Source organism: Brevundimonas poindexterae, assembly GCF_020524625.1.
Lineage (GTDB): Bacteria > Pseudomonadota > Alphaproteobacteria > Caulobacterales > Caulobacteraceae > Brevundimonas > Brevundimonas poindexterae_A.
Genome location: NZ_JAIVLL010000001.1, coordinates 330,034 through 344,988 on the forward strand (window position 1 = coordinate 330,034; position 14,955 = coordinate 344,988).

The window sequence follows — 14,955 nt, forward strand, 5'->3', positions numbered from 1 at the left end:
CCCCAAGCCACAGGACACGAACTCCATGAGCGTCAAGGCCATCCTTCAGGACATCAAGGACAAGGACGTAAAATACGTCGACCTTCGCTTCACCGACACCAAGGGACGACTGCAGCACGTCACCTTTGATATCGATCTGGTCGACGAAGAGTTCCTTGAGGAAGGGACCATGTTCGACGGGTCGTCGATCGCGGGCTGGAAGGCCATCAATGAGTCCGACATGCTGCTCAAGCCGGACCTCGACTCTGCCTACATCGACCCCTTCTACCAGCACACCACCATGTTCCTGTTCTGCGACGTGCTGAACCCCGATACGGGCGAGCCCTACAACCGCGACAGCCGCTCGATGGCCAAGAAGGCGCTGGCCTTCGTCCAGTCGGCCGGCGTGGGCGACAAGGTGTTCTTCGGGCCCGAGGCCGAGTTCTTCATCTTCGACGATGTCCGCTGGTCCACCCAGGCCCACGACACCGGCTATGCCTATGACTCGACCGAGCTGCCGGCCAACACCGGCTCGGAATACAGCGAAGGCAATATGGGCCACCGCCCCGGACCCAAGGGCGGCTACTTCCCCGTGAACCCGGTCGACTCCGGTCAGGACCTGCGCGCCGAAATGCTGTCGGTGATGAAGGACATGGGCCTGAACCCCGAAAAGCACCACCACGAAGTGGCGCCCGCCCAGCACGAACTGGGCCTGAAGTTCGCCGAACTGGTAACGATGGCCGACCGGCTGCAGCTCTATAAATACGTCATCCACAACGTCGCCGCCGCCTACGGCAAGTCGGCCACCTTCATGGCCAAGCCCATGTTCGGCGACAACGGTTCGGGCATGCACGTGCACCAGTCGATCTGGAAGGACGGCAAGCCCCAGTTCGCCGGCGACAAATACGCCGGCCTGTCGGACATGTGCCTGTGGTACATCGGCGGCATCATCAAGCACGCCAAGGCCATCAACGCCTTCGCCAACTCGACCACCAACAGCTACAAGCGCTTGGTCCCGGGCTATGAAGCGCCGGTCAAGCTGGCCTATTCGGCCCGCAACCGCTCGGCCTCGATCCGTATTCCGTGGGTCAGCTCGCCCAAGGCCAAGCGCATCGAAGCCCGCTTCCCCGACCCGATGGGCAACCCCTATCTGACCTTCACCGCCCTGCTGATGGCCGGTCTGGACGGCATCGAGAACCGTATCGATCCGGGCGCCCCGGCCGACAAGAACCTCTATGACCTGCCGCCGGAAGAGCGCGGCAACATCCCCGAGGTCTGCGGCAGCCTGCGCGAGGCCCTCGAGGCCCTCGACAAGGACCGCGCCTTCCTCAAGAAGGGCGGCGTCATGGATGACGACTTCATCGACAGCTACATCGAGCTGAAGATGGAAGAGGTGATGCGCCTCCAGCTGCATCCCCACCCCGTCGAGTTCGACATGTACTACAGCTGCTGATCGAACCGCTGAATTGACGACGGCCCCGGTGATCGCTCACCGGGGCCGTTTTCAATTTTGTCGCCGGGATCAGCGGTTGGTTGTTTCGACCGAGATGCCGTTCTCGTCAGCGCGGACGGTGGTCGAGTCGCCGGTCTCGCGCTCGACGACGACGGGCGCGGGCGTTTCGGTTTCGACCGGTACCGGGACGACCGTTTCCTTCTCGACCACGGTGTGGGTTTCGGTGGTCGGCTCGGCTTCCTGCTCGGCGGGGGTGCAGGCAACGGCGCCGACAACCAGGGCGGTCGAGGCCAGAACGGTCAGGGTAAGGCGGGACATGCGTGTCTCCTGTCGTGATAGGTCAGGACAGAACGGCGCCGCTTGTCCCAGGTTCCGCCTAGACGGCCAGACCGTCCTCAATGTCCCGCTTGCGACGACGTAGCTCAATGACACGGACGCACAGGATCGAGACCTCGTAGAGCAGGATCAGCGGGATGCCGAGCATGATCTGGCTGAGCGGATCCGGCGGGGTCACGAAGGCTGCCACTACGGCAATGGCCACGATCGCGTATTTGCGCCCCTTCGAGAGCGCCTCCGAGCTGACCAGTCCAGCCATGCCAAGCAGTGTCATGACGACCGGCAGCTGGAAGCAGAGTCCGAAGGCCAGCAGCAGCGCCATGACGAGGTTGAGGTAGTCGGACACCCGCGGCAGCAGCTCGGCTGATATGCCGCCGCTCGCCACCTGCTGGCCCAGCGAGAACAGCATCACGAACGGGAGCATCACATAATAGACCATCGCCGCGCCCAGCAGGAACAGCAGCGGGGCCGCGATCAGGAACGGCAGGAAGGCGCCGCGCTCATTGCGATAGAGGCCCGGGGCGACGAAGCGGTAGACCTGCCAGGCCATGACCGGGAAGGTGATAACCACCGCCCCGAAGGCGGCCAGCTTCATCTTGGTGATCAGGAATTCCAGCGGCGCGGTGAAGATCAGATTCACCGTCTCGCCGTCGCCCCGGGGCACGGGTATGAGCCCGGCCGTTCCCAGAATCAGGTCGAAGGGCGAGACGTTGCCGCCCGGGCCGGCGGCTTCACGGAACTGGGCCGCAACGGCAAAAGGCTGGACCAGGAAGACATAGATCGGATCGGCGACGATAAAACAGCCGATGAAGCCGACCACGAACGCCACGACGCACACGATCAGCCGTCCCCGCAGCTCGATCAGGTGATCCATCAACGGCGCGCGTGACGATTCGATCTCGTCTTCGTCGTGGGCGGAGCGGCTCAAAGGTCCAGGGCCTTCTTGCGTGTGACTTTGGCCCGGCTTGCGGTCGATCCGGTCCCCGTCTTCGGGACAGCTTTCGCGCGGGGTTTACGCACTGGTTTGGCTTTCTCGGGTGCCGCTTCAGGCTGCTCGGCAGGCGGCGAAGGCATGGGCCTTGCGGTCATCTCTTCCTTCGCGGGCCCCTCAGCCTCGGGCGCGGCAAGGGCCGGCTGCGCGGGCGGCGACACCAGCGGCTGCTTCAGGCTCTGGTCGATGTCGCGGAAGGCCTCTTCCGCCTCGGCCCCGAGCGGCACGGCCTGGGCATTGCGCAGGGCCTCGACTTCCTTGCGCAGCTCATCGAGCTCGGCCTGGCGGGCCATTTCGTCAAAGCTGGAGCGGAACTCGGCCGCCATGGCGCGGGCCCGGCCCACGAACTGGCCAACCTTGCGCATCATCAGAGGCAGGTCTTTCGGCCCGACCACGATCAGGGCCAGCAAGCCGATGACAAGGATTTCCAGCCCGCCGATGCCGGGACCCAGACCACCCATGGATCACACGCTTTCGTTCAGGGGGACGATCAGCGCTTCAGGTCTTCTTTTTCCGCATCGGTCCGGGGCAGCACGCTGTCTCCAGAGGACTTGTCATCCTCGCCCTTCAGGCCTTCGCGGAAGGCGCGGATGCCCTTGGCGGCATCGCCCATCAGGCCGGAAATCTTGCCGCGCCCGCCGAACAGCAGGAGAGCCACAACGGCGATGATCAGAATTTGCCAGATGCCGGGCTGCATGAATCTACGTCTCGATAAACAGGGTGGCGGGAGTGCCGGTGACTTTGATCACACCCCATATAGGCCTTGTGATGGCCACGCGCCAAGCGATCCTGTAGTGCGCCGCCATGGCTGCTGAACTTTCTCATGTGATCATCCACACCGACGGTGCCTGCAAGGGCAATCCCGGCCCGGGAGGCTGGGGCGCGATCCTGCAGACCGGCGCCGGCCACGAGCGGGAACTGCACGGCGGCGAGCCGGAAACGACCAACAACCGCATGGAGCTGACGGCGGCCATCATGGCGCTGGAGGCGCTGACCCGGCCCTGCCGCGTCGATCTGCACACCGACAGCCGCTATGTCATGGACGGCATCACCAAATGGATCGTCGGCTGGAAATCCCGCGGCTGGAAGACGGCCGACAAGAAGCCAGTCAAGAACGAGGACCTTTGGCGCCGTCTCGACGAGGCGCGAACGCGCCATCAGGTGAAATGGCACTGGGTGAAGGGCCACGCAGGCCATGAGCTGAACGAGCGGGCCGACGCCCTGGCCAATGCCGGCATCGACGCCCTGCCCCGCCGCACCGGTCGGCGCTAGGGCGCGCGCACCTTCAGCCGGGCACCCTCGACCATCTCGACGATGACGCGCGAGCCGATGGGCGGCGTGCCGTCCCCGTCAATCTCGGCCGCCCATTCGGCACCCGAGATGAACACCCGGCCCTTGCCGTTCAGGAAGGGGGTGATGACCTCGGCCGGGCGACCGACCAGACGGGTATCGCGGTCGTTGACGTCGGGCATGTCCGCAGGGTTCATCCGCTTGATCAATCGGCTGGACAGCAACGTCAGGGCGGCGGTCAGCACACCGAAGACGATGAACTCGATCGCGAATCCATAGCGCAGTCCGAGGGCGGTCAGCACCGCCACCAGCCCGGCGGATACGGCCGGCCACAGCAGCCATTCGCTGGACAAGGCAGCCTCGATCGCCAGCAGGGCGAGGCCGACGGCCAGCCAGATCCACCAGGGCTGGGAGGCGTGAAGCGAGACCAGGGCGTCGATCATGGATCCCTCTCCTATTCGGTCCGCGGCACTGAACCCCGCGCCGGACGCGAGGCGGGGGCACGGGCGGGCGCCGAACGCGCCGGCTGGGGCGCCGGAGCCGGGGTGCGCTGCTGTTCGCGGGCCAAGCCGACCAGTTCGCCCAGACCGGCGACCGTCCCGACCAGCCCCCCCAGCTCGGCCGGCACGATCACCGTGCGCTGCTGCGGGCTGCGGGCCAGTTCGGCAAAGGCCTCGACGTATTTCTGGGCCACGAAGTAGTTGATGGCGTTGACGTCGCCGCGGGCGATCGCCTCGGACACCATGGCCGTCGCGCGGGCCTCGGCCTCGGCTTCCCGCTCGCGCGCCTCGGCGTCGCGGAAGGCGGCCTCGCGGCGCCCCTCGGCCTCAAGGATGGCGGACTGTTTCGCACCCTCGGCGCGGGCGATGGCCGCCTGCTTCTCGCCGTCGGCCTCGGTGATCACGGCACGCCGCTCGCGCTCGGCCTTCATCTGGCGGGCCATGGCGTTGGTGATGTCGACCGGCGGGGTCAGGTCCTTGATCTCTATACGGTTGACCTTGACCCCCCACGGCTCGGTCGCCGCGTCGATCACGGTCAACAGGCGGCTGTTGATGCTGTCGCGCTGGAACAGGACCTCGTCCAGCTCCATGGAGCCGATCACGGTCCGCAGGTTGGTCGAGCTGAGCTGGGTGATGGCATAGGGCAGGTCCTCGACCCGATAGGCGGCCGCCGCTGCATTCATTACCTGGATGAAGACGATGGCATCGACCTTCACCATGGCGTTGTCCTTGGTGATCACCTCCTGCTGGGGCACGTCCAGGACCTGTTCCATCATGTTCATGCGGCGACCGACGCGTTCGACGAACGGGGTCAGCAGGCTGATGCCGGGCGACAGGGTCTTGGTGTACTTCCCGAAGCGTTCGACCGTGAATTCACGGCCCTGCGGCACGATCTTGATCACGCTGAACAGCAGGATCACCGCGAAGACGACGACCACGATTCCAAAGATGTCCAACATGTCCATTGTTTCCAGCACTCCCGATGGTTTTGGACAGGCTAGGCCGTAAAACCCGGGTTCGCCACAGAAACCGGACGCGGCGGGATCATTCCGGCGTGAACAGGTCCGCGGCCATCCGTATGACCCGCACCGTCTCGCTCCACGCGACGCGCGCAGCGATGTCCTTCACCGGCCAGAACCGCGCCTCGGCCGCATCGTCACCGGCCACCGGCTCTCCCGCCGTCCAGCGCGCGGCGAAGTCTATCAGCACATAGTGGCGGCCATCCTCGGGGAAGAGGCCATCCACGACGTCCACCAGCGGCCCCAGCTCGGCCTCGACGCCCGTTTCCTCCCTCAGTTCGCGCAGGGCGGCGTCACGAACCGTCTCCCCCGGCTCGACGCGACCGCCCGGCAGGCTCCATTCGCCCAGTCGGGGCGGACGCCCGCGCCGGATCAGCAGGACCTCATCGCCACGCAGGCAGATCACACCCACGGCGGCGACCGGAGCAGTCATGGGCGGCGTATCGGAGGTCGTGTGCGGGGCCATTGTCCCTTTTCCCCGGCCCGGTCATCTGAGACAAGCAGGCATGGCAGCCCCCTCCCCCCAGGCGATCGCGGAACTGAAAGAGGCGCTCGGTCCCGAGGGCTGGAGCGAGGATGCCGACACCCTGGCCCCGCATCTTCGCGAATGGCGGGATCGCTGGCAGGGCCACACCCCCCTGTTGCTCAAGCCTGGCTCGACGGCCGAGGTCGCGGCCGCCGTCGCCATCTGCGCCCGCCATGGGGTCGCGATCACGCCCCAAGGCGGCAATACCGGCTTGGTCGGCGGGCAGATTCCGATGGGCGAGGTTCTGCTCAGCACCAAACGCCTACGGGCGATCCGCGACGTCAGCCCTCTCGACGACGCGCTGACGGTCGAGGCCGGCGTGACCCTGTACGAGGCCCAGCAGGCCGCCCTTGCGGTCGACCGCCGGTTCCCGCTGGGACTGGCGTCCGAGGGCACAGCCACGATCGGCGGCGTCCTGTCGACCAATGCCGGCGGGACATCGGTGGTGCGCTACGGCATGGCGCGCGATCTGGTGCTCGGCGTCGAGGCGGTGCTGGCGGATGGTCGGGTGTTCAACGGGCTGAAGCGGCTGCGCAAGGACAACACCGGCTACGACCTGAAGCAGCTGCTGATCGGGGCCGAAGGCACGCTGGGGATCATCACTGCCGCGACGCTGAAGCTGTCGCCGGTTCTGCGGGGGCGCGCGACCGCCATCGTCGGTCTGGAGACGCCCGAGCAGGCCATCACCCTTCTGGCGCGGGCCAAGGCCGAATCGGGCGGCGGGGTCGAGGCCTTCGAACTGATGAAGCGGCTGGGCACGGAGCTGGTGCTGAGATGGATTCCGGACACGCGTGAGCCGCTGGAGAGCATGCCGCCCTGGTCGGTGCTGATCGAGCTGGGCTCCGGCTCTCCGGACGAGGCAGGCAAGGCGCTGGAACGGCTGCTGGCCCAGGCCTTCGAGGACCGCCTGATCACGGATGCCGCCATTGCCGCGAACGAGACCCAGGCGGCGGCCCTCTGGCGCCTGCGCGAGGAACAGTCCGCGGGTCTCAAGCCGGAAGGCGGTGGCTGGAAGCACGACGTCTCGGTGCCGGTGTCGCGGATCGCCGACTTCATCGAAGAGGCCTCAGCCGCCGTCGACTCGTTCGAGCCCGGCGCGCGAATCAGCGTCTTCGGCCATGTCGGTGACGGCAATCTCCACTACGACGTCTTGTGCCCTGAGGGCGCGGACCTGAAGCCCTTCCTGTCCCGCTGGACGGAGGGATCCCGCATCGTTCACGACATCGTCGCCCGCTACGACGGCTCGATCTCGGCCGAGCACGGCCTGGGACGGCTGAAGACCGACGAGGCCCGGGGCTACAAGTCGGATGTCGAAATCGACACCTTGAAAGCCATCCGCAAGGCGCTGGACCCCCACGGCATTTTCAACCCGGCCATCCTGTTCTGAACGACTGCGACCCTCTGACGCCGGTTTCCATCTGCGGCGAAGCTGCCTAAGTCAGGCGCCCGAAGGGAGACCCGATGTGCTGATGATCCTGTCCCCGGCCAAGCGGCTGGACTTCTCCGAACCTGCGCTGGACGCCCCGGCGACCGCGCACCGCATGGCGGAGGACGTCCGTAGCCTGTCGGTCACGGCCCGGCGCCAGACCCAGGCGGACCTGCGGCGCCTGATGGGTATATCGGCAGATCTGGCCAAGCTGAATCAGGCGCGGTTCAAGGCCTTCGATCCCGACAGCAACGAGGGGATGCAGGCCGCCTTCGCCTTTGCCGGCGATGTCTATCAGGGCCTGGATGCCCGTAGCCTGGATCGCGACGGCCTGACCTGGGCCCAGGATCACCTGCGCATCCTGTCCGGCCTCTACGGCCTGCTGCGACCGCTCGACCGGATCCAGGCGTATCGGCTCGAGATGGGCACCCGGCTGAAGACCCGCCGGGGGTCCAGCCTCTACGACTTCTGGGGCGACCGGATTTCGAAGGCGCTCAATGCCGATGCCGACGGTCAGACGGACCCGACGCTCGTCAACCTGGCCAGCCAGGAGTATTTCGGCGCCGTGGACGCAAAGGCGCTGAAGCTGCCGGTCGTGACCATCCACTTCCGCGAGGAGAAGGACGGCGAAAGCCGGGTCATCTCCTTCTTCGCCAAGAAGGCGCGCGGGAGGATGGCCCGCTATGCGATCGATAACCGCCTCGATCGGGCCGAGGATCTCAAGGCCTTTGATCGCGACGGCTATGCCTTCCGGCCCGGGCCGTCGACCGAGACCGACTGGATATTCACCAGATCAGGAAATTCCTGATCCGCCTCCGTGGCGCGCCCGCAGATCAGTCGCTATAGATCACGGACGGTTTCATTCACGAGCAGGCAATCGATGTTTCAGTGGCCCAAGCGCGGTGACAAGGCAGAGTCCGAACAGGCCCGCCCGCGCGACATGAACGATCTTCGCGGCCAGGTGGCCGTGATCACGGGCTCGACGTCGGGAATCGGACTGGCGCTGGCCCGGGCCGTGGCCGCGCGGGGCGGCGACGTGGTACTGAACGGGCTGGGTGATCCCTCCGAGATCGAGCGCACCCGCACCGAGATGGAAGCCGCCTGCGGCGTCCGCGTCCGATATCACGCCGCCGACATGCGCCATGGCGAGGAGGTGGCCGACATGGTCGCCTATGCCAAGCACGAGCTGGGTCGTCTGGACATCCTGGTCAACAACGCCGGCGTGCAGCACGTCGAGGCCATCGAGAAATTCCCGGCCGACAAATGGGAACAGATCATCGCGATCAACCTGTCGTCGGCCTTCTATGCCACCCGCGCCGCCGTGCCGATCATGAAGGCCCAGGGGCGCGGCCGGATCATCAATGTGGCCTCGGCCCACGGACTGGTCGCCAGCCCCTACAAGTCCGCCTATGTCGCGGCCAAGCACGGCGTGATCGGCCTGACCAAGACCGTCGGGCTGGAGCTGGCGCGCGAGGGCATCACCTGCAATGCCATCTGCCCGGGCTTCGTCGAAACGCCCATCGTCGAAAAGCAGATCGCCGATCAGGCCCGCACCCACGGCATCTCCAAGGACCGGGTGCTGGAGGAAGTGATCCTCAAGTCCCAGCCGACCAAACGGTTCGTCACGACCGACGAACTGGTCGGCATCTTCCTGTACCTGGTCTCCGATCTGGGCGCCTCGGCCAACGGCACCGCCTTCTCGATCGACGGCGGCTGGACGGCCCAGTAGAACCTAGCCGACGAACCCGGCCGCGCGGCGTATCCGGTCATTGATGGCTTCGCCCAGTCCAGTCTGCGGAATGGGCGCGATGGCAATTCCGGCCGGCTGCTCGCGGTCGGCCTCGCGCAGCAGACGGAACAGCCGGGCAGCCGCCTCGGTCAGGTCGCCACTGACGCTGAGGCTCCAGCGCGGATCGCCCACGCCGGGGCCGAACCCCAGCAGGATCTCACCCGGCCGCGCCTCCTCCGCCTCGATTCTCACCGGTGCGTCCGGCGCATAGTGCAGGCTGAGCCGCCCCGGCGACCGGTGGCCCTCCGCCCCGTCGGCCTCCAGCGTCCCGACCACCGCCTCCAGCTGCTGGCGGGTGATGCTGCCGGGCCTGAGCAGGCGCGGGCGATCGCCCAGCAGGGACACGACCGTGCTCTCCAGCCCCACAGCACAGGGCCCGCCATCCAGAGCGGCGGCGGCCGCACCGCCCGTCTCCTCGACGGCATCATCGTAAGTGGTCGGGCTGGGCCGCCCCGACCGGTTGGCCGAGGGCGCGACGACCGGACCGCCGAACGCTTCCAGTGCGGCGCGCGCGACCGGATGCCCGGGCACGCGGACCGCCACACTGTCCAGTCCCGCCCGCGCCAGATCACAGACCGGACTGCCCTCGCGCACGGGCAGGACGAGGGTCAGGGGCCCCGGCCAGAACCGGTCGGCCAGCGCCTTGCCCATCGCCGTCATCACGCCCACGCGCGCGGCGGCCGCGACGCTGTCGACGTGGGCGATCAGGGGGTTGAAGCGCGGACGCCCCTTCGCAGCAAAGATGCGCGCCACGGCCTCGGCATTGCCCGCGTCGGCGGCCAGACCGTAGACGGTCTCGGTCGGCAGGATGACCAGATCACCGCGGCGGAGCGCCGCCACGGCATCCGGGATCGTCTGGGTCACGGGCGGCGCGGAATGAACGGCAGCATCCGGTGCAGCACATTGTCGCGGTCGACGAAGTGGTGCTTCAGCGCGCCGAGGATGTGCAGGGCCAGAAGCACATACAGCAGCTTGGCGCCCAGCTCGTGCGCCTCCATGAACTGTTTGGCCACCTCACGTCCGCCCGAGATCGGCAGCAAGGGCCAGCTGAACAGGCCGAAGAACTCGATCTCGCGACCCGCCGCCGAGGACGCCGCCCATCCCCCCAGCGGCATGCCGATCAGCACGACATAGAACAGCACATGGGTCGCGCGGGCCATCCAGACCTGCCATTTCGGCATTTCGGCAGGCAGCGGGATGGCCGGATTGGCGATCCGCCAGCCGATACGGATCAGGGTCAGGACCAGAATCGAAAGGCCGACCGACTTGTGCCACATCACAAACGAGCGGCTGAGGTCGCCCTCGGTCGCGTCATGGGCCATGATCAGGACGATCTGTCCGATCACCAGAACGGCGATCAGCCAGTGCAGGATCAGGGACACCTGCGAGTATCGATTGCGGGGCTCGGCCATGACTTCCCTTCCGTGACGGCAGCGGACCAAACTTGGCAAATCCGGTGTTCGCAGCCAAGTGTCTGAGGAACCGCATCGCCACCCCCCGGTCAAGGGAATCCGTATGAGCTACCGCGCCCCCATTCGTGATCTGGGCTTCACGCTGAAGCATGTCCTCGGTCTGGAAGAGCTTCAGGCCACCGGGGTCTACCCTGACCTCGATGCCGATCTGGTCGATGCCGTACTGGAGGCGGCCGGTCAGGTGGCCGAAGGAACGCTGGCGCCGCTGAACGTGCCGGGCGACCGGGCCGGAGCGCGGCTGGAAGGGGACGGTGTGATCCCCGCGCCGGGATTCGCCGAGGCCTACCAGACCTTCGTCGAGGGCGGCTGGATGGGGCTGGCCGCGCCGGTCGCCCATGGCGGTCAGGGCCTGCCCAAGGCGCTCGAGCTGGCGGCCTATGAGCCGGTGCATTCGGCCAATATGGCCTTCGGCCTTTGCCCCATGCTGTCGCTTGCGGCGATCGAGGCACTGGAGGCCCACGGCACCGAGGCGCAGAAGGAGACCTATCTGACCCGGCTGATCTCGGGCGAGTGGACCGGCGCCATGGTGCTGACCGAGCCCAATGCGGGATCGGACCTCGGGGCCCTCACGGCCACCGCCACGCCAAATGGCGACGGCACGTACAGCCTGACGGGTCAGAAGATCTTCATCACCTGGGGCGACCACGACATGACGGACAACATCGTCCACATGGTCCTGGCCCGCCTGCCCGATGCCCCTCCGGGACCGAAGGGCATCAGCCTGTTCCTCGCCCCCAAATACCTCGTGAACGACGACGGCTCGCTCGGCGAGCGGAATGCCTTCCGGCCCGTGGGCGTCGAGCACAAGCTGGGCATCCATGCCTCTCCGACCTGCGTCATGGCCTATGAAGGCGCGATCGCAGAGCTGGTCGGCCGGCTCAATGAGGGGCTGGCCCATATGTTCGTAATGATGAACGCTGCCCGCGTCGCCGTGGGCGTCGAGGGGGTCGGTATCGCCGAGCGCGCCTATCAGCACGCCTTGGCCTATGCGTCGGATCGACGGCAGGGCCGTTCGGTCTGGACCGGCGAGGCCTCGGCGCCGATTCTGGATCACCCGGACGTCCGCCGCAGCCTGTCGGTGATGAAGGCGAAGGTTGCCGCCGGTCGCGCCATCTGTCTGGCGACCGGCATGGCCGCCGATCTCGCCCGCAGCTCGGCCGACGCGGACGTGGCCCGGCAATGGAAAGGTCGCGAGGACCTGCTGACCCCGATCGCCAAAGCCTGGTCGACCGACATGGGGGTCGAGGTGGCTTCCATGGGTGTGCAGATCCACGGCGGCATGGGCTTCATCGAGGAAACCGGTGCGGCCCAGTATTATCGCGACGCCCGGATCGCCCCGATCTACGAGGGCACCAATGGCATCCAGGCCATGGATCTGGTGGGCCGCAAGCTGTCTCAGGACGGCGGAGCCTCCGCGCGTCTGCTGATCGAGGAGATGAAGACGGTCCTGACACCCCTGGCCGGCCTCTATGACGGCAAGCCGGTCGAGCGGATGGCCAATGCCCTGTCGGCAGTCGAGGACGCCACGCTGTGGCTGCTGGACCGCAAGGCCGCCGAGGACGGCACCGCCGATGTGCTGGCCGCCGCCGACGCCTATCTGAAGCTGATGGGTGATGTGATCGGGGGCTGGTTCCTGGCCCGCGGCGCGCTCGCGGCCCAGGCGCTGAAGGCCGATGGCCAGGGCGACACCGAATGGCTGGACGGCCGGATCACGCTCTACGAGGTCTATGCCGCCAATGTTCTGGGCCATGTGTCCAGCCGTCTGGCTGCGATCGGTCAGGGCGGCGACCTGCTGCTGCGCATGACCCCGGCGGTGCTGGCCCCCTGAGGCCCTTCATGGCCGTTTGTTCATTTGACGCCTTCGCGCGGCGCCGATCATGGTGCCGGCTCCTGATTTCCGTCCCTTGCTGGAGCCTGTCATGAACCGTCGGCAGATGATCGCATCCACCGCCGCCACCGCCCTCGCCGCTGCGGCCTCTCCTGCCCTTGCCCGTTCTCCGAAAGGCTCACTGCCCGACATGCCCGTGCCCCCCGTCGCCAAGAAGATCCCGGTCACCATCGAACAGCTGGGCCGCGTCCGCGTGGACGAATACCAGTGGATGAAGGACGACAACTGGCAGGCGGTGCTGCGCGATCCGACCCTGATCAAGGCCGACGTCAAGGAACACCTCGAGGCCGAAAACGCCTATCGCGAGGCCATGATGGCCTCGACCGAACCGCTGCAGGCCACGATGTTCGAGGAGATGAAGGGCCGGATCAAACAGGACGACAGTTCGGTCCCGTCGCCCGATGGCCCGTGGGAGTATTATACCGAGTACAAGACCGGCGATCAGCATCCCCGCTACATGCGCGTCGAGCGCCAGGGAACGTGGATCGAGAACGGTCAGCCGGTTACCCGGAATTTCGTCGTCGCGCCGACGCCGCAGCTTCTTCTGGATGCCAACGCCCTGGCCGAGGGCAAGGCCTATTCCGACGTCGGCGACATCGCCTGGACACCCGACCACAGCCTGTTCGGCTATTCGGAAGATGCGCAGGGGTCCGAGGTCTACCGCATCTACGTCAAGGATCTGGCGACCGGCGAACTGCTGGGCGAGCCGATCGAATCGGCCTCGGGCGGACTGACCTTCTCGCCCGACAGCCAGTGGATCTTCTGGACCAACCGCAACGACAACGGCCGCCCGGACAAGATCTTCCGCCGCCCGGCCCGCGGTGGCGCCATCACCCTGGTCTATGAGGAAGAGGACGAAGGCATGTTCATCGGCGTCGGGCGCACGTCCGACGACCGCTTCATGATCATCGGCATCGGCGATCAGGAGACCTCCGAGACCCGCTATATCCCGGCCGACGACATCACCGGCGCGCCGCGCGTGCTGGAGCCCCGTCAGGTCGCTCGCAAGTATGACGCCGACCACTGGGGCGACCGCTGGGTCATCCACACCAATGCCGACGACTCGATCGACTTCAAGGTCTGCGAGGCCCCGACGGCCACGCCGGGCAAGGCGAACTGGCGGGACCTGATTCCCCACACCCCGGGCCGCTACATCGAGGGCATTTCGCTGCTGAAGGGCTTCATCGCCCGCCAGGAGCGCGCCGATGCCAACACCCGGATCGTCATTCGCGACCGCGCCGGCGCCGAGCACGAGATCGCTGTCGACGAACCCGCCTATGCCCTGACCCTCGGCGGGGCGTCCGAATTCGACACCCCGGTGATGCGCTACACCTACAACTCGCCGTCCACCCCGACCTCGACCTATGACTACGACCTGGCGACGCGTGAGCGGACCCTGCGCAAGGTTCAGGAGGTCCCCTCGGGTCACAATCCGGACGACTATGTGGTCGAGCGGGTGAACGCCCCGGCCAGCGACGGCCAGCTGGTGCCCGTCACCATCCTGCGCCGCAAGACGACGCCGGTGAACGGCTCGGCCCCGCTGTTGCTGTACGGCTATGGCTCCTACGGAATCCCCATGTCGGCCAGCTTCTCGACCAACCGGCTGTCGCTGGTGGACCGGGGCTGGATCTATGCCATCGCCCACATCCGCGGCGGCTCCGACAAGGGCTGGGGCTGGTTCCTCGACGCCCGCCGCTTCACCAAGAAGAACACCTTCACCGACTTCATCGCCGCGGCCGAGCACCTGATCTCGACCGGGCACGGCAAGGCCGGCCACATCGTGGCCCAGGGCGGCTCGGCCGGTGGCCTGCTGATGGGCGCCGTCAACAACATGCGGCCCGACCTGTGGGCCGGGGTGATCGGACAGGTGCCGTTCGTCGATGTGATCAACACCATGAGCGACGTCAGCCTGCCGCTGACTCCGCCCGAGTGGCCCGAGTGGGGCAATCCGCTCGAGGATCCCGAGGCCTATGACTACATCGCCAGCTACAGCCCCTACGATAACATCGAGGCCAGGGCCTATCCGGCGGTGCTGGCGACCGGCGGCCTGTCGGACCCGCGCGTGACCTATTGGGAACCCGAGAAGTGGGTGGCCCGCCTGCGCCCCGCCACGACTTCGGGCAAGCCGGTCCTGCTCAAGATCAATATGGAGGCCGGCCACGCCGGGTCCTCCGGCCGCTTCGACTATCTGAAGGAAGTCGCCCACGATTACGCCTTTGCGATATGGGCCATCGACAAGGGCTGGGAGCGGGCCTGACACGCCGCCGCCGGCCGGGGCCCTGCCTG

The 14,955-nt window shown here is 66.8% G+C and carries 16 protein-coding genes; 7 read left to right on the forward strand and 9 right to left on the reverse strand.

The window, feature by feature from the left end; all coding sequences use genetic code 11:
- Positions 1-25 precede the first annotated feature (25 nt).
- Positions 26-1,432, forward strand: coding sequence for a type I glutamate--ammonia ligase (gene glnA / locus LC068_RS01710; protein WP_209117573.1), 1,407 nt, complete (start codon positions 26-28; stop codon positions 1,430-1,432).
- 69 nt (positions 1,433-1,501) lie between these two features.
- Here glnA and LC068_RS01715 read toward each other — a convergent pair whose 3' ends face one another.
- The 4 genes from LC068_RS01715 to tatA are packed head-to-tail and all read right to left on the reverse strand — an operon-like array spanning position 1,502 to position 3,456.
- Positions 1,502-1,750 carry a hypothetical protein gene (locus tag LC068_RS01715; RefSeq protein ID WP_226634009.1) on the reverse strand — a complete coding sequence of 83 codons (249 nt, stop codon included), beginning with the start codon at positions 1,748-1,750 and terminating at the stop codon, positions 1,502-1,504.
- Between the two features lie 58 nt (positions 1,751-1,808).
- Positions 1,809-2,696, reverse strand: coding sequence for a twin-arginine translocase subunit TatC (gene tatC / locus LC068_RS01720; protein ID WP_226634012.1), 888 nt, complete (start codon positions 2,694-2,696; stop codon positions 1,809-1,811).
- Positions 2,693-3,220 carry a Sec-independent protein translocase protein TatB gene (gene tatB / locus LC068_RS01725; RefSeq protein ID WP_226634014.1) on the reverse strand — a complete coding sequence of 176 codons (528 nt, stop codon included), beginning with the start codon at positions 3,218-3,220 and terminating at the stop codon, positions 2,693-2,695. Before tatB ends, tatC begins: the two co-directional genes overlap by 4 nt.
- Before the next feature lie 29 nt (positions 3,221-3,249).
- Entirely contained in the window at positions 3,250-3,456 is a 207-nt protein-coding gene (gene tatA, locus LC068_RS01730; protein WP_209117568.1) for a twin-arginine translocase TatA/TatE family subunit, read from the reverse strand.
- Between the two features lie 107 nt (positions 3,457-3,563).
- Here tatA and rnhA point away from each other — a divergent pair, with 107 nt between their 5' ends.
- Entirely contained in the window at positions 3,564-4,031 is a 468-nt protein-coding gene (gene rnhA, locus LC068_RS01735) for a ribonuclease HI (RefSeq protein ID WP_226634017.1), read from the forward strand.
- On the opposite strand, the gene LC068_RS01740 is transcribed toward rnhA, so the two are convergent.
- The 3 genes from LC068_RS01740 to LC068_RS01750 form a co-directional block, all read right to left on the reverse strand.
- Entirely contained in the window at positions 4,028-4,492 is a 465-nt protein-coding gene (locus LC068_RS01740) for an NfeD family protein (RefSeq protein WP_226634018.1), read from the reverse strand. The genes rnhA and LC068_RS01740 overlap by 4 nt on opposite strands.
- Positions 4,493-4,503: 11 nt before the next feature.
- Positions 4,504-5,499: an SPFH domain-containing protein gene (locus tag LC068_RS01745; RefSeq protein ID WP_226635425.1), complete on the reverse strand. Its 996-nt coding sequence runs from the start codon at positions 5,497-5,499 to the stop codon at positions 4,504-4,506.
- A gap of 94 nt (positions 5,500-5,593) precedes the next feature.
- Positions 5,594-6,001, reverse strand: a complete 408-nt coding sequence (locus LC068_RS01750; RefSeq protein ID WP_226635427.1) for an NUDIX hydrolase — start codon at positions 5,999-6,001, stop codon at positions 5,594-5,596.
- Positions 6,002-6,074: 73 nt separating this feature from the next.
- On the opposite strand from LC068_RS01750, the gene LC068_RS01755 reads away from it, so the two are divergent.
- The 3 genes from LC068_RS01755 to LC068_RS01765 all read left to right on the forward strand — a co-directional run bounded on the left by LC068_RS01755 (position 6,075) and on the right by LC068_RS01765 (position 9,249).
- The gene (locus tag LC068_RS01755) at positions 6,075-7,481 is read left to right on the forward strand and encodes an FAD-binding oxidoreductase (RefSeq protein WP_226634020.1); all 1,407 of its coding nucleotides are present in this window, start codon (positions 6,075-6,077) and stop codon (positions 7,479-7,481) included.
- Positions 7,482-7,557: 76 nt separating this feature from the next.
- A complete protein-coding gene (gene yaaA, locus LC068_RS01760; RefSeq protein WP_226634023.1) occupies positions 7,558-8,328 on the forward strand; it encodes a peroxide stress protein YaaA in 771 nt (256 codons plus the stop codon).
- 132 nt (positions 8,329-8,460) lie between these two features.
- Positions 8,461-9,249 carry a 3-hydroxybutyrate dehydrogenase gene (locus LC068_RS01765; RefSeq protein WP_226635429.1) on the forward strand — a complete coding sequence of 263 codons (789 nt, stop codon included), beginning with the start codon at positions 8,461-8,463 and terminating at the stop codon, positions 9,247-9,249.
- Positions 9,250-9,252: 3 nt separating this feature from the next.
- On the opposite strand, the gene LC068_RS01770 is transcribed toward LC068_RS01765, so the two are convergent.
- The gene (locus LC068_RS01770) at positions 9,253-10,173 is read right to left on the reverse strand and encodes an L-threonylcarbamoyladenylate synthase (RefSeq protein ID WP_226634026.1); all 921 of its coding nucleotides are present in this window, start codon (positions 10,171-10,173) and stop codon (positions 9,253-9,255) included.
- Positions 10,170-10,721 carry a cytochrome b gene (locus LC068_RS01775; RefSeq protein WP_226634029.1) on the reverse strand — a complete coding sequence of 184 codons (552 nt, stop codon included), beginning with the start codon at positions 10,719-10,721 and terminating at the stop codon, positions 10,170-10,172. Before LC068_RS01775 ends, LC068_RS01770 begins: the two co-directional genes overlap by 4 nt.
- A 103-nt stretch (positions 10,722-10,824) precedes the next feature.
- Between LC068_RS01775 and LC068_RS01780 the strand changes: the two genes are divergently transcribed.
- The gene (locus LC068_RS01780) at positions 10,825-12,609 is read left to right on the forward strand and encodes an acyl-CoA dehydrogenase (protein ID WP_226634031.1); all 1,785 of its coding nucleotides are present in this window, start codon (positions 10,825-10,827) and stop codon (positions 12,607-12,609) included.
- A gap of 91 nt (positions 12,610-12,700) precedes the next feature.
- The gene (locus LC068_RS01785) at positions 12,701-14,926 is read left to right on the forward strand and encodes a S9 family peptidase (protein ID WP_226634033.1); all 2,226 of its coding nucleotides are present in this window, start codon (positions 12,701-12,703) and stop codon (positions 14,924-14,926) included.
- Positions 14,927-14,955: the final 29 nt, after the last annotated feature.

What these genes read in the sequence shown, in the direction of transcription:
- glnA (WP_209117573.1), top strand. Translation starts at nt 26, where the DNA reads ATGAGCGTCAAGGCCATCCTTCAGGACATCAAGGACAAGGACGTAAAA.
- LC068_RS01715 (WP_226634009.1), bottom strand. Translation starts at nt 1,750, where the DNA reads ATGTCCCGCCTTACCCTGACCGTTCTGGCCTCGACCGCCCTGGTTGTC.
- tatB (WP_226634014.1), bottom strand. Translation starts at nt 3,220, where the DNA reads ATGGGTGGTCTGGGTCCCGGCATCGGCGGGCTGGAAATCCTTGTCATC.
- tatA (WP_209117568.1), bottom strand. Translation starts at nt 3,456, where the DNA reads ATGCAGCCCGGCATCTGGCAAATTCTGATCATCGCCGTTGTGGCTCTC.
- rnhA (WP_226634017.1), top strand. Translation starts at nt 3,564, where the DNA reads ATGGCTGCTGAACTTTCTCATGTGATCATCCACACCGACGGTGCCTGC.
- LC068_RS01740 (WP_226634018.1), bottom strand. Translation starts at nt 4,492, where the DNA reads ATGATCGACGCCCTGGTCTCGCTTCACGCCTCCCAGCCCTGGTGGATC.
- LC068_RS01750 (WP_226635427.1), bottom strand. Translation starts at nt 6,001, where the DNA reads ATGACTGCTCCGGTCGCCGCCGTGGGTGTGATCTGCCTGCGTGGCGAT.
- LC068_RS01755 (WP_226634020.1), top strand. Translation starts at nt 6,075, where the DNA reads ATGGCAGCCCCCTCCCCCCAGGCGATCGCGGAACTGAAAGAGGCGCTC.
- LC068_RS01765 (WP_226635429.1), top strand. Translation starts at nt 8,461, where the DNA reads ATGAACGATCTTCGCGGCCAGGTGGCCGTGATCACGGGCTCGACGTCG.
- LC068_RS01775 (WP_226634029.1), bottom strand. Translation starts at nt 10,721, where the DNA reads ATGGCCGAGCCCCGCAATCGATACTCGCAGGTGTCCCTGATCCTGCAC.
- LC068_RS01780 (WP_226634031.1), top strand. Translation starts at nt 10,825, where the DNA reads ATGAGCTACCGCGCCCCCATTCGTGATCTGGGCTTCACGCTGAAGCAT.
- LC068_RS01785 (WP_226634033.1), top strand. Translation starts at nt 12,701, where the DNA reads ATGAACCGTCGGCAGATGATCGCATCCACCGCCGCCACCGCCCTCGCC.